Genomic DNA, 12,739 nt, shown 5'->3' on the forward strand with positions numbered 1-12,739 from the left:
AGGCCGGTGGGTAGCATCGCCGCGTGCCGTACGACGACAGCCCTCCCCCCGCCCGCCGCGCCCGGCCCCTGTCCGTGGCCGCCGCGCTGGCCGCCGTATGCCTGACCGCCGCCGGATGCGGTGGCGGCCCGGAAGCCGACGAGACCGGTGCGGCCGCGCCGCGACCGGGTGCCGGCGGCGCGTCCTCGACGGCCGCGACGCCGGAGGACCAGCGGCCGGAACCGTCCGGATCCGCCGAGGCCGGGGCCACGCCGTCCGGGTCCGCCTCCGCGACACCGCTGCCGAAGGGCCCGCTGACCGGCCGGACCGTGGTGATCGACCCGGGGCACAATCCGGGCAACCGCGATCACACCCGGGAGATCAACGAGAAGGTCGACATCGGCACCGGTCGCAAGGAGTGCGATACGACCGGTACGTCCACGAACGACGGTTACGCGGAGGCCCGGTTCACCCTCGACGTCTCCCACCGGCTGCGCGCACTGCTGGAGGCCGAGGGCGCCCGGGTCCGGCTGACGCACGACGCGGACCGGCCGTTCGGGCCGTGCATCGACGAACGGGCCCGGATCGGGAACGAGGCGAAGGCCGACGCGGTGGTCTCGGTGCACGCCGACGGATCGGCCGTGGGCAACCGGGGCTTCCATGTGATCCTGCCCGCGGCGGTGAAGGGCGGCGGCTCCGACACCTCGAAGATCGTGAAGAGTTCGGCCGATCTCGGCGCACGGATCGCCGGACACTTCGTCCGCACGACCGGAAGCGCGCCTTCCAATTACATCGGCGGAAAGAGCGGTCTGGACACGCGTAATGATCTCGGCGGACTGAATCTGTCGACCGTGCCCAAGGTGTTCGTCGAATGCGGCAATATGCGTGATCCGAAGGACGCCGCCCTGCTCACCAGCGCGAGTTGGCGGCAGAAGGCGGCCCGAGGACTGGCGGACGGCATTAGCAGCTACCTGAAGGGGTAGCTCTGCGGCAGCTCATGATGAGTGAGGGGCGATGGGCGATATGTGGGGGGATAGCAGCTCACGATCCGGTCCGGGACACAACCCGCCCGGGCAGACGATAGATTCATCCGTACGATGGGGAGCCACCCCCGAGCTTCACGCCGTACCGCCGCACAGGCGGCAGCGACGACCGCCCCGACGAGACGACCGACTAAGGACCTTCACGTGAATATCCGCTCCCTCACTCGAGGCGACGGCGTGGTGATCGGAGCAGCGGTCGTGCTGTTCATCGCCTCTTTCCTCGACTACTCCAGCTACTGCCCGTCGGGCATCGATTGCTCGCGGGTGGACAACCCGAACGCCTGGGACTCGCTCGGGCTCCTGATGAGCGTCTTCCTGGCCGGCGTCATCGCCGCGGCGCTGCTGATCGTCAGCCGTGCGATGCCGGGCCGCAAGGTCGCCGGGCTCGACCTCGGTCAGTTCGGCGTGGCGCTCACCGTGTTCGCCCTGTGGACCGCCTTCTGGACGATCCTCGACATCAGCAACGCCGGCGCCGGCCTGATCCTCGGCCTGCTCGCCACCATGGTGCTCGCCGCGGGCGCCATCGCCGGACCGCTGGTGCCCTTCCTCAAGGCCCCGCTGCTCAGCCCGTCCGCCCCGGCACAGGGCGTGCAGGGCGGCCAGCCCCAGTTCGGCGCGCAGCCCGGCCAGGGCTATGGCTACCCGGGCGCGCAGCAGCAGCCGTACGGCGCCCAGCCGAGCCAGGGTTACGGCTACCCGGGCGCGCCCCAGCAGGGCCAGCCCGCCCCGGCCGACCAGGCCCAGGCCCAGCAGCCCTCGCAGGGCGGCGCGGCCCCGGCGGGCGACTTCACCCCGTTCTGGTTCGCCGTTCCGGTGGCGCGTCCGCTGTACGGCGAGGACGGTTCGCCGAACCCGATCGCCGAGCTGGCGCCGGGCACCTGGTACCTCGCGGTGGAGCAGCGCGGCCAGAGCCTCGTCGCCCAGACGCAGGACGGCCGTCGCGGCGTCCTCCAGGACACCACGGGCATCCAGCGCGGCTGATCCCGTACGCACGAACGCGCGGCCCCTCGCCCTTCCGGGCGGGGGGCCGTTGTCGTACAGTCCAACCCGCACACCCTTGCCTGACGCTTCGTCAGTTACGGCTGGAGGGAACGGAATGCGGCTCGGACTCGCGCTCGGATACTGGGGCCGCGGCCCGGATCCCGGCCAGCTCGCCCTGGTCCAGGAGGCCGAGCGGCTCGGCTACGACTCGGTGTGGACGGCGGAGGCCTGGGGCTCGGACGCCTTCACGCCGCTGACCTGGATCGCCGCCCACACCTCGCGGATCCGGCTGGGCACCGGCATCGTCCAGATGGCGGCCCGTACGCCCACCGCGACGGCCATGCACGCGCTGACCCTGGACCACCTCTCCGGCGGCCGGATGCTGCTCGGCCTCGGCCTGTCCGGGCCGCAGGTGGTGGAGGGGTGGTACGGGCGGCCGTTCCCCAGGAGCCCGCTCACCGCGACCCGCGAGTACGTCGAGGTGATCCGGCAGGTGCTGGCGCGGCAGGCCCCGGTCGAGCTGGCGGGACGCTTCCACTCCCACCCGTACACCGGCCCGGACGCCACCGGTCTCGGCAAGCCGCTGAAGCCGATCACGCACCCGCTGCGCGCCTCGCTCCCGGTCCTGCTGGGCGCGGAGGGTCCGAAGAACATCGCGCAGACGGTGGAGATCGCGGACGGCTGGCTGCCACTGTACTGGTCGCCGCTGCGCACGGATGTCTACGGGGCCTCGCTCGCCGGGCTCCGGGACGGCTTCATGATCGCGCCGATGGCCCGTGCGCACGTCTGCGAGGACGTGGCCGAGGGGCTGTGGCCGGTGAAGGCGATGCTCGGCTTCTACATCGGCGGGATGGGGCACGCGGCCCGCAACTTCCACGCGGACCTGATGGCCCGGATGGGGTTCGAGGAGGAGGCCCGGCACATCCAGGAGCTGTTCCTCCAGGGCCGCAAGGAGGAGGCGGTACGGGCGGTGCCGGACGCGTTCGCCGACGAGATCTCGCTGATCGGGCCGCGCGCCCGTATCGCGGAGCGGCTGGAGCTGTGGCGCAAGGGCCCGGTGACGGATCTGCTGGTCACCGCCCCGGACCCGCACACGCTGCGGGTCCTGGCGGAACTCAACGCGTAGGCACGGCGGTTCAGCCGAACGAGGAGCGGTCCAGCCAGAAGTCCAGGAGCGCCGCGTCGCCGAGCACCTCGACGCGTGAACTGGTGGGCTCCAGGCGGCGGTTGAAGACGAGCATCAGATCGGTGAGCGTCCCGCGCAGCGCGACCGTGGCCTTCTCGTGCGCGCGCCGCCAGGTGAAGCGGTCCTCGCCGAACTCGATCAGCCACTCCGCGCCGGGCACATCGGTGGCGTGCAGATGCAACGACCGCCCGCCGCCGCGCAGTTCGGCCGCCTCCGGGTCGCCCTCCGCCTGGGCCAGCGAGACGATGCCCAGCCACTCCTCGATGGTGTCGGCGGCCACCTCGGCGTCGACGGCGTACGGGGCGCGGGCGGCGAGCGCCGCGTCCGCCCGGTGCACCGCCGTCTCGTGCGTCATGCGCCGCGCCCAGAAGGCCGTACGCCGCTCGGTCACCCAGGTCCACACCTCGGCGTCCGGCCCGGCCGCCCGCAGCGCCGCGGCGGTGGCGGCGGCGCCCTCGGCGAGCCAGGCGTCGAGCGCGGCCGGATCCTCGCTCTCCGGACCCGCGAAGCCGGGCACCTTGTCCTCCGGGACCTCGTCGGCGGCCCGGCCGCGGACGATCTCGCCGACCCAGCGGTGCGCGCCGCCGACGTGCACGGCGAGCTCCCGCAGGGTCCAGTCCGGACAGGTGGGGACGGTCGCGGTGAGGTCGGCCCCGGTCAGCACCGCGCGCAGGGCGTCGGTCTGGGCCAGGATCTCGTCGCAGTAACGGTCGTGGGAGAGAAGCGTCATGCGGCGCACCCTAACCGGCGGAACCCGGGTCGATCACCCGGATTTCCGCCGGTCAGGGGGCGGTCCGGCCGGTCCGGCCCGCCCTGTGCGTCCGGCCGGTCAGACGACGCTGCCGGTCCAGTGCTTCACCGGCGCCCTGACTCCGGTTCCGGTGCTGGTGAACGAGAACAGCGCGTCGATGCGCCGGCCGTCGACGGTGGTTCCGGCGCGGTAGAGGACACCGACGTCGGCCTTGCCGTCCTTGTCGAAGTCGCCGGACACGGGCTGGCTCGCGGCCCAGGAGAAGGATCCGGTGCTGGTCCACACCTCGCGGGGTGCGGCGAAGGCCGTTCCGGTGCTCGTGAAGGTGAAGAGCGCGGACTGGTGCACGCCCGCCTCGGTGGTGCCCCGGTTGTAGAGGACGGCGATGTCGTCCCGGCCGTCGCCGCTGTAGTCGCCGGACGTCAGCTTGGTGGCGTTCCAGTTGAAGGATCCGCTGCTGGTCCAGGTCTTGCGCGGGTTGGCGAAGGCGGTGCCGGTGCTGTCGAAGGTGTACAGCGACGAGACGAACTTGCCGTCCGCAGACGTGCCGTTGTTGTAGAGGACGGCGATGTCGTCCTTGCCGTCCTTGTTGTAGTCGCCGGAGGTGACCTGGCCGGCCGCCCAGGTGAAGCCGCCGGGGGTGGTCCAGGTCTTGCGCGGGTCGGCGAAGCCGGTCCCGGTGCTGGTGAAGGTGTACAGCGAGGAGACCCGGCCGGTGTCGGAGGAGCCGGAGTCGTAGAAGACGGCGACGTCGTCCTTGCCGTCGCCGTTGTAGTCGCCGGAGGTGACCTTGCTCTTGCTCCAGGTGAAGCCGCCCGGAGTGGTCCAGGTCTGCTTCGGCGCGCTGAAGCCGGTGCCGGTGCTGGTGAAGGTGTACAGCGAGGTGATGTTGCCGGTGTCGGAGGAGCCGGAGTCGTAGAGGACCGCGAGGTCTGCCTTGCCGTCGCCGGTGTAGTCGCCGGAGGTCAGCTGGCTCTTGCTCCAGGTGAAGCCGCCCGGGGTGCTCCAGACCCGCTTGGGCTCGCCGAAGCCGGTGCCGGTGCTGTAGAAGGCGAAGAGCGAGGCCCGGTTCTTGCCCTCGACGGAGGGGCCGTTGTCGTAGAACGCGGCGATGTCCTCGCGGCCGTCGCCGTTGAAGTCGCCCGAGGCGACCTGGGACTCCCGGGGCAGTCCGCGGACCTGGGTGACCCAGTCGGTGAGGTCGTCGGTACGGGACTCCACCGCACCGGGGCGGGTCTCGTCGGAGCCGAAGCAGCCGGCCCCCCAGGAGGCGCTGTGGACGGCGGCGAGCAGGACCGTGCCGTTCTGCTCGCGCAGGGCGGGTCCGCCCGCGTCGCCCTTGCAGATCGCGCCGCCGTCGCGGGTGACGGCCACCGTCGTCGCACCGGTCGCGGTCACGTCGAACGTGCCCGCGTGCAGCCGGTCGGGAACCCAGGACGACGCGGTGCGGCCGTAGCCGACCGCCCGCAGGCTCTCGCCCGCCACCGGGGCGGAGTCCGCGAGCAGGACCGGCGCGATGTCCGTGACCGGCTGGGCCAGCTTGGCCATCACCAGGTCACGGTCGCTGCGCGAAACCAGCTCGGTCACCTCGACGACCTTGCCGCCCGTGCCGGTCAGATCGGTGCGCCCGATCGTCGCGGTGGTCTTCTGCGCCGGGGCGCCGGCGGGCAGCGGGAACGCCGGCTGCCCGGCCGCCGCGAAGCAGCTGCTCGCGGTCAGGATCCACTGGGCGTCGACCAGCGAACCGGTGCAGGCGCGCTTCGTGTCGCCCTCACCGATGTCGAGCTTCGCGGTGAAGGCGTACGTACCGTCGGCGACCGCGTCACCGACGACGGCCTGGGCGGGTGAGGTCACGGTCATCGCCCCGGCCGCGGCGACCACCGCGAACAGAGCCGTACCCCGCACACGGCGGGAGGGTTTCGAAGACACAAGGATTCCTCGCTGGTTACGGAAGGACGGACCGCGCTCTACTTGGTGGCGTGGATCTCGAGAAGCGTGTGGTCGCGGTTCTCGGGGTCGGCGGTCTCGCCGACCGGCGTCCAGGTGTTCTTCGGGACGTCGAAGGAGGCCTCTTCGCCGCCCACGGCCTCCATGTCGACCCGCAGCGTGTAGTCGTTGCCCTTGACCCCGTAGACCTGCGGGAGTTCGAGCGAGAGGAAGCCGCTGTTGCCGGTGACCCGGAAGCAGAAGCGGCCCTTCTCGCGCGAGAAGACCTCGACCAGTCCGGTGGCGGACGCGCAGTCCGCGAGCAGGATGTGTCCGTCGCCGCGCTTGAGGAGGATGCCCTGCTCGGCGAAGATCTTGTCCGCCTCCGGGTAGGCGAAGTCCTCCACGGCCACCGGCGGCAGCTCGTCGGCGGCGGCGGCCGGGGCGCCGGGCTCGGCTCCGGCGAACGGCGCGCCCACCAGGACGATTCCGGTGACGGCGGCGGTCGCCAGGGCGGCGGAAAGGAAGGAACGGGCTCTCACTGCTTCATCAGCCTCTCGTAGTCGGGCCACAGGAACGGCCGCACGAGGGAGCAGTGATGCGCCGCTCGACCGAAATCGAGGCCCCCTCGGCACGTACCGTCCACCCGGCACGTCAACTTCACATGCCGAGCCGAATATTCATATCATCCACATGGTCACGACCGCGGGCGAAGGGCCACCCGAATCTTTTCCGCCGCCGCTGTCCGGATCGTCGCGCCGCCGCTATCCGGTCAGCTGGGAGGTGGAGGGAACCTTCTCCTTCACCTCGGCGCCCGCGTCCTTGCCGGCGTTCTTGATGCTGTCGATGACGCTCTCGAACGCGCCCACATCGCCCTCGCCCGCCTCGCCCTTGCGGAGCTTCGTCCCCAGTCCCTTGAGCGATTCGATTCCGGCGGTGAGCGGGGCGACGGCCTTCGACAGCAGCGGGTCGCCCTTGGCGTTCTCCGCCGCGGCCCTGAGCCGGTTGTAGGCGAACCCGCCCGCCAGGCCCGCCTTGACGAGGGCGAGACGCCGGCCCTCCGCGCCCTTCTTGAACGTCCCGGCCCGGTACGGCTTCACGATCCACTGGTACGTCGCACCCGCCGCGAGCCCCGCGTTGGCGACGAACCGGGTCTTGGCGAGCCGCTGCTTCTCGGCGGACGGCGACGGGCCGGCGCCGGAGGGGTCGGCCGCCGCCGACGCGCTCGCCGCGTTCCCGCCCGCGGAGTCTCCGGAGTCTCCGCACGCGGTGGCGCCCGCCAGGAGGGCGCAGGACAGCAGCAGCGCGGTCAGGGTGCGGCGGAGCGGTACGGGACGGAACACGGCGGGCCTCCTGACCGGACTGAACGGGCCAACCCGGGCATGTCACAGCGAGTGACGGACCTCGGCACTCCGGTTCAGCGTCGCCCGTACTCCCCCCGGTCGCCACCCGGTGCGGGCCGTCCGGGTTTCACCCTGCGTAAAGCGGCAACCAGAGTTCCATGTCTCCCAGAACCCGTTCAGGAAGCAGTTCAGCGGCTCGTGTGATCGCCGTCGTGGCCGACATCCTGGCCTTCATCATCATTCTCTGGATCCTGATGTACCTGCTGGACGCCAACCGCGGCAACGACTTCGTGCAGTGGGTGCACGACTCGGCCCGCTGGCTGGCCGGCTGGTCGTACGACCTGTTCACGTTCGACAAGGCGTGGGCGCGGGTGGTGGCCGGTTACGGTCTGGCGGCCGCGGTCTATCTCTTCATCGGGCACGCGGTGGCGGGCCGGCTCCGCCGGGGCTGAACCGGCCCCGTCTCAGGGCGTGTTCAGCGGCAGCAGTCCGGCTCCAGGCCGACCGGCAGCCGCTCGCCCGCGAAGACGGCGGTGGTCGCCTCGTCGCCCCCGAGAGCGGCCACCGCCAGCAGCAGGGAGCCCGCCGTCCAGGTGGTGAGCTCCTCGGGCCAGAAGGCCCGGTTGCCCTCGAAGACGTACCCCGTCCAGTACAGCCCGCCCTCGGCGCGCAGGTGCTGGACGGACTGGAGGATCTCCAGCGCCCGGTCCGACTCCCCCGTCACCCAGAGGGCCAGGGCGAGTTCGCAGCTCTCGCCGCCGGTCACCCAGGGGTTGGGCAGCACACAGCGCACCCCGAGGCCGGGCACCACGAAGCGGTCCCAGCTCTCCTGGATGCGGGCGGTGGCCTCGGCCCCGGTGACCGCGCCGCCGAGGACCGGGTAGTACCAGTCCATCGAGTAGCGGCTCTTGTCGAGGAAGCGCTCGGGGTGGCTGCGGATCGCGTGGGCCAGCGCTCCGGTCGCCAGCTCCCAGTCGGGCTGCGGCTCCTCGCGGCGCTCGGCGATGGCCAGCGCACAGCGCAGCGCCTGGTGGATCGAGGAGGAGCCGGTCAGCAGCGCGTCGCTCACGGGCGTGCCGTCGGGCTCCCGCTTCCAGCCGATCTGCCCGCCGGGCTGCTGGAGGCCGAGGACGAACTCGACGGCCGCGTAGACCGTGGGCCACATCCGGTCGACGAACGCGTCGTCGCCGGTGGCGAGGTAGTGGTGCCAGACGCCGACGGCCACGTACGCGCAGAAGTTGCTCTCCAGGCCCCGGTCGGTCGGCTGCTGCGGGTCGCCGTCGTGGTAGGCGGCGTACCAGGAGCCGTCGGCGTTCTGGTTGCGGGCGAGCCAGTCGTAGGCGCGGGCGGCGGCCTCGTGCTCACCGGCCGCGTCGAGCGCCATCGCGGTCTCGGTGTGGTCCCACGGGTCGAGGTGGTGGCCCCGGAACCACGGCAGCGCCCCGTCCGCCCGCTGCGCGGCGAGCAGGGCGGCGACCGTCTCGGACGCCTGACGTGCCGTCAGAACGCCGGGCAGGACGAGGTGTTCGGTCTGTTCGGGAGTGCTCACGCCTCGGCCTTCGGAAGGTGCGGCTTGGTGGCGTAGGCGACGAAGCTCTTGCCGACGACCGGATTGAGGAGCTGCTCGGCGACCCGGGTCGCCAGCGGCTTCTTCATGATGTCCCAGACCAGCAGCTTGTGGTAGGCGCGCACCGGCAGCGCCTGGTCGTTGTCCACGCCGAAGGCGCACTTCAGCCACCAGTACGGCGAGTGCAGCGCGTGGGCGTGGTGGGTGCCGTACGGCTTGAGTCCGGCCTCGCGGATCCGGGCGAGGAGCTGGTCGGCCTTGTAGATGCGGATGTGGCCGCCCTCGACCTCGTGGTACGCGTCGGAGAGGGTCCAGCAGATCTTCTCGGGGCCGTAGCGCGGGACCGTGATGGCGATCCGGCCGCCCGGCTTGAGGACCCGGACCATCTCGGCGAGGACGCCCTTGTCGTCCGGGATGTGCTCCATGACCTCGGAGATGATCACGACGTCGAAGGAGTCGTCGGGGAAGGGCAGGTTGAGCGCGTCGCCCTCCATGGCGGTGGCAGTGGCGCCCTCGGGGGCCTCACCGGCCTCCTTCATCGCGGCGAACCACTTGGCGACCTCGCGGATCTCCTCGCCGTTCTGGTCGAGCGCGACGACCTGCGCACCGCGCCGGTAACACTCGAAGGCATGCCGGCCGGCACCGCAGCCCAGGTCGAGCACTCGGTCGCCGGCGGCGAGCGGGAAGCGGGTGAAGTCGACGGTCAGCACGAGGGCCTGCCTTCGAGGTCAGAGGTACGGGTTGCGACGAGCGGGTCCGCGGTCGCCCGGGGGCGCGCGGCCGCCCGGGAGTCCACGGTCACCTGCGGACTCCGCGGGCGGTGATCGCCCGACGGTACAGTTCGGCCGTTCCGGCGGCCGCCCGGGCCCAGGTGAAGTTGGCCAGCACCCGCGCCCGGCCCGCCGCGCCGAGCCGGGCGCGCAGCTCCGCGTCGCCCAGCAGCCGGGCCAGCGCCCCGGCCAGCGCGTCCGCGTCGCCGGGCGGGACGGCGAGACAGGTCTCCCCGTCGCGGCCGGAGACCTCGGGGATCGCGCCGCCGGTGGTGGCGACGAGCGGGGTGCCGGTGGCCATGGCCTCGGCGGCGGGCAGCGAGAAGCCCTCGTACAGCGAGGGCACGCAGGAGACCTGGGCGCTGCGCACGAGGTCGACGAGTTCGGCGTCGCTGATGCCCTTGACGAACTCGACGGCGTCCGCGAGGCCGTGCCGCTCGATCGCGCGGGCGACCGGCCCGTCCTCGGCGCGCTTGCCGACGACGACGAGGTGGGCGGCGGGGTTCTCGGTACGGAGCTTGGCGAGCGCGTCGACGAGGTGGACGAGGCCCTTGAGCGGGACGTCGGCGCTGGAGGTGGTGACGATACGGCCGGGCACCTCGGCGACGGAGGGGTCGGGCGACCACAGGTCGGTGTCGGCGCCGATGTGGACGACGCTGATCCGGTCCTCGCGCACGCCGAGGTCCTCGACGATCTCGTCGCGGGAGGAGCCGGAGACGGTGAGGACGGTGTCCAGCTTGCGGGCGACCCGCTTCTGCATCCGGGTGAAGGCGTACCAGCGGCGTACGGAGGCGCGTCGGCGGCGGCTGGTCGCGGCTTCCAGGTCGAGCCTGCGGTCCACGGTGATGGGGTGGTGGATCGTCGTCACCAGCGGGGCCCCGAGCTCGCCGAGGAGCCCGTAGCCGAGGGTCTGGTTGTCGTGGACGACGTCGAACTCGCCGCGCCGGGCCAGCAGATGGCGGCGGGCGCGGAGGCTGAAGGTGAGCGGCTCGGGGAAGCCCCCGGTCCACATGGTGGCGACCTCGGCCAGGTCGATCCAGTCGCGGTACTCGCCGCGCTTCGGCGTACGGAACGGGTCGGGCTGCCGGTAGAGGTCGAGGCTGGGCAGCTCGGTGAGCGGAACGCCCTCGTCGAGCACCGGGTAGGGCTGGGCGCCGATGACCTCGACGCTGTGGCCGAGCCGGGCGAGCTCGCGGCCGAGGTGGCGGACGTACACGCCCTGGCCGCCGCAGAACGGATTGCCCTTGTAGGTGAGGAGTGCGATGCGCAACGGCCGGTCGCCGGTCCCGGCGGAGCTGCCGTCGCCCGTGCGGGGGCCTGTCTCTATGGCCTCAGCGGTCACACTCGGCCCCCTTCTGACTGCGTGTTCGCCGGAGCGTAACCGGTCGCGCTAATCTAGAACAAGTTTCAGACTTGATAGAACAAGCTGCACACTTGATCGTTCGGCGTGCATCGAATCTACCGGCAGGTAGCGTCGGCGGAACGGCCGGATCAGGTGATTCGCGCCACGACGGACGCCCTGGCATGCTGTGCGCGCCCGGCCGGGCCGCTTCGTCCGTCCGGGTGCGGTATCAAGCCATGGATCACGGATCGTGGATCGGGGACAGCATGACCGCGGACGCCAGACCGGCAGCGCCTCCGCTGACCGAGCGCCAGGAGGCCCGTCGCCGCCGCATCCTGCACGCCAGCGCCCAGCTGGCCAGCCGGGGCGGCTTCGAGGCGGTGCAGATGCGGGAGGTGGCGGAGGCCGCCGGGGTCGCGCTGGGCACCCTCTACCGCTACTTCCCTTCCAAGATCCATCTGCTGGTCGCGACCATGCAGGACCAGCTCCAGCACCTGCACACCACGCTCCGCAAGCGCCCGCCGGCCGGTGACGACGCGGCCCAGCGAGTGGCCGAAACGCTGATGCGCGCCTTCCGCGCCCTGCAACGCGAACCGCACCTCGCGGACGCCATGGTCCGCGCCCTGACCTTCGCGGACCGCAGCGTGAGCCCCGAGGTGGACACCGTCTCCCGGCTCACCACGGCGATCATCCTGGACGCGATGGGCCTGGAGCACCCGACCCCGGAGCAGCTCTCGGCGGTCCGGGTCATCGAGCACACCTGGCACTCGGCGCTGATCACCTGGCTGTCGGGGCGGGCCTCGATCGCCCAGGTGAAGATCGACATCGAGACGGTCTGCCGCCTCATCGACCTGACGGCAAAGGAGCGGCCGGAGCCGGAGCGGGGCTGAGGGGCCGGGCGCCCGCCAGCGCCACCACGGCCGCACGGCGGTGGTCCGTCCACTCGGTCAGCCGGGCGTCGTCCCGCCCGGCCTTGAACAGCGCCTCCCGCCGGACCCACAACCGCAGCAGCGCCGGGCCGGGGTCCGGCCCGGCGCGGGCGGCGTCCACCTCGGCCTCCGGCAGCAGCCGCCGCAGTACGGGCAGCGGCCCGGGCCGCCGGGTCAAGGGCTCCACGTCGATACCGACCGGGCCGGGCCCGACCGCCGCGGCGGCCAGCCCGTCGGCGTGACTGAGACTGGCGCCCAGGCCGGGGCGGTCCGGCAGATACGGCCGTCCGTGCCCGCTCTCCCCGCACCCGGGGCAGCGCTGGGCGGGCCCCATCTCGTGGGGCGGCCGCCCGGTGACCCGGGAGGCGCACAGCCGCAGCAGCAGCCGGGCGGCCACGACATCGGCACGCCGGGCGGGCACCCGCACCGCCGCGAGCCGGTCCCGCTCCCACGGGGCGAGCATGTCCTCGTCCAGCTCCGGGCAGGCGAGGACCTCGGCGGTGGTGGCGACCAGGGCGACGGTGGCCGCGCCCGTCGCGTACGGCGTCGGGAGGAGGGTTACCACCGGCCCGTGCTCACCCGGCCCGTACTCACCCCGCCTGCGCCTCGGCGAGGCCGACGGAGCCCAGGAAGCGCTCCTTGACGCGGGCGAGGGTGCGGAAGTCGTCGATGGTGACCTCCTGCAGGTCGATGCTGTCTCCGGAGATCTCCTCCAGGAGATCGATGAACTCCAGGAAGTCCATCGAGTCGATGAGACGGGCCTCGATGAGGTCCTCGTCGACACCGATCGGGCCGTCGAGGCCGGGATTCTTCTCGTTGAGCCACGCTACGACACGTTCCATGGGAGAAACCGCTCCTCGTTGTTCTGCGTTCTCTTGCTCTGTGTTCTCGAAGGACTCGAAGGACTCGAAGGACTCCGAGG

General features: G+C 72.0%; 14 protein-coding genes. 5 read left to right on the top strand and 9 right to left on the bottom strand.

The window, feature by feature from the left end; all coding sequences use genetic code 11:
• The first annotated feature begins 23 nt into the window (after window positions 1–23).
• The 3 genes from KV381_RS09500 (at window position 24) to KV381_RS09510 (ending at window position 3,129) form a co-directional block, all read left to right on the top strand.
• Complete coding sequence (locus KV381_RS09500; protein ID WP_103537363.1) at window positions 24–962, top strand: N-acetylmuramoyl-L-alanine amidase; 939 nt, start codon at window positions 24–26, stop codon at window positions 960–962.
• A 204-nt stretch (window positions 963–1,166) separates the two neighbouring features.
• Window positions 1,167–2,003: a DUF5336 domain-containing protein gene (locus KV381_RS09505; RefSeq protein ID WP_086777855.1), complete on the top strand. Its 837-nt coding sequence runs from the start codon at window positions 1,167–1,169 to the stop codon at window positions 2,001–2,003.
• A gap of 115 nt (window positions 2,004–2,118) precedes the next feature.
• Window positions 2,119–3,129, top strand: a complete 1,011-nt coding sequence (locus KV381_RS09510) for an LLM class F420-dependent oxidoreductase (RefSeq protein ID WP_086777854.1) — start codon at window positions 2,119–2,121, stop codon at window positions 3,127–3,129.
• A gap of 10 nt (window positions 3,130–3,139) precedes the next feature.
• On the opposite strand, the gene KV381_RS09515 is transcribed toward KV381_RS09510, so the two are convergent.
• The 4 genes from KV381_RS09515 to KV381_RS09530 form a co-directional block, all read right to left on the bottom strand.
• Entirely contained in the window at window positions 3,140–3,919 is a 780-nt protein-coding gene (locus tag KV381_RS09515; protein WP_030081026.1) for a maleylpyruvate isomerase N-terminal domain-containing protein, read from the bottom strand.
• Window positions 3,920–4,018: 99 nt separating this feature from the next.
• Complete coding sequence (locus KV381_RS09520; RefSeq protein WP_030622356.1) at window positions 4,019–5,845, bottom strand: FG-GAP-like repeat-containing protein; 1,827 nt, start codon at window positions 5,843–5,845, stop codon at window positions 4,019–4,021.
• A gap of 62 nt (window positions 5,846–5,907) precedes the next feature.
• Window positions 5,908–6,408 (bottom strand): hypothetical protein, encoded by a 501-nt coding sequence (locus KV381_RS09525; RefSeq protein WP_030622354.1) that lies wholly within the window; start codon window positions 6,406–6,408, stop codon window positions 5,908–5,910.
• Between the two features lie 222 nt (window positions 6,409–6,630).
• The gene (locus KV381_RS09530; protein ID WP_086777853.1) at window positions 6,631–7,209 is read right to left on the bottom strand and encodes a hypothetical protein; all 579 of its coding nucleotides are present in this window, start codon (window positions 7,207–7,209) and stop codon (window positions 6,631–6,633) included.
• Window positions 7,210–7,367: 158 nt separating this feature from the next.
• On the opposite strand from KV381_RS09530, the gene KV381_RS09535 reads away from it, so the two are divergent.
• Window positions 7,368–7,661, top strand: coding sequence for a hypothetical protein (locus KV381_RS09535; RefSeq protein ID WP_063751842.1), 294 nt, complete (start codon window positions 7,368–7,370; stop codon window positions 7,659–7,661).
• A 23-nt stretch (window positions 7,662–7,684) separates the two neighbouring features.
• Here KV381_RS09535 and KV381_RS09540 read toward each other — a convergent pair whose 3' ends face one another.
• From KV381_RS09540 to KV381_RS09550, 3 genes are all read right to left on the bottom strand, one after another.
• Complete coding sequence (locus KV381_RS09540) at window positions 7,685–8,758, bottom strand: prenyltransferase (RefSeq protein ID WP_218785054.1); 1,074 nt, start codon at window positions 8,756–8,758, stop codon at window positions 7,685–7,687.
• Window positions 8,755–9,486: a class I SAM-dependent methyltransferase gene (locus KV381_RS09545; RefSeq protein ID WP_030081035.1), complete on the bottom strand. Its 732-nt coding sequence runs from the start codon at window positions 9,484–9,486 to the stop codon at window positions 8,755–8,757. The genes KV381_RS09540 and KV381_RS09545 overlap by 4 nt, the downstream gene beginning before the upstream one ends.
• Before the next feature lie 88 nt (window positions 9,487–9,574).
• Window positions 9,575–10,888 (bottom strand): glycosyltransferase family 4 protein, encoded by a 1,314-nt coding sequence (locus KV381_RS09550; RefSeq protein ID WP_030081036.1) that lies wholly within the window; start codon window positions 10,886–10,888, stop codon window positions 9,575–9,577.
• Window positions 10,889–11,154: 266 nt separating this feature from the next.
• Between KV381_RS09550 and KV381_RS09555 the strand changes: the two genes are divergently transcribed.
• Entirely contained in the window at window positions 11,155–11,778 is a 624-nt protein-coding gene (locus KV381_RS09555; protein WP_193464693.1) for a TetR family transcriptional regulator, read from the top strand.
• Here KV381_RS09555 and KV381_RS09560 read toward each other — a convergent pair.
• Window positions 11,732–12,382: a 4'-phosphopantetheinyl transferase superfamily protein gene (locus KV381_RS09560; RefSeq protein ID WP_230544000.1), complete on the bottom strand. Its 651-nt coding sequence runs from the start codon at window positions 12,380–12,382 to the stop codon at window positions 11,732–11,734. The genes KV381_RS09555 and KV381_RS09560 overlap by 47 nt on opposite strands.
• Window positions 12,383–12,407: 25 nt before the next feature.
• Window positions 12,408–12,659, bottom strand: coding sequence for a hypothetical protein (locus KV381_RS09565; protein WP_030081041.1), 252 nt, complete (start codon window positions 12,657–12,659; stop codon window positions 12,408–12,410).
• Between the last annotated feature and the right edge of the window lie 80 nt (window positions 12,660–12,739).

Source organism: Streptomyces sp. WY228, assembly GCF_019287315.1.
GTDB classification, from domain to species: Bacteria; Actinomycetota; Actinomycetes; order Streptomycetales; family Streptomycetaceae; genus Streptomyces; species Streptomyces caviscabies.

Excerpts from the sequence above, each read along its gene's own strand:
- KV381_RS09535 (WP_063751842.1), top strand. The coding sequence starts at position 7,368 with ATGTCTCCCAGAACCCGTTCAGGAAGCAGTTCAGCGGCTCGTGTGATC.
- KV381_RS09565 (WP_030081041.1), bottom strand. The coding sequence starts at position 12,659 with ATGGAACGTGTCGTAGCGTGGCTCAACGAGAAGAATCCCGGCCTCGAC.
- KV381_RS09515 (WP_030081026.1), bottom strand. The coding sequence starts at position 3,919 with ATGACGCTTCTCTCCCACGACCGTTACTGCGACGAGATCCTGGCCCAG.
- KV381_RS09510 (WP_086777854.1), top strand. The coding sequence starts at position 2,119 with ATGCGGCTCGGACTCGCGCTCGGATACTGGGGCCGCGGCCCGGATCCC.
- KV381_RS09555 (WP_193464693.1), top strand. The coding sequence starts at position 11,155 with ATGACCGCGGACGCCAGACCGGCAGCGCCTCCGCTGACCGAGCGCCAG.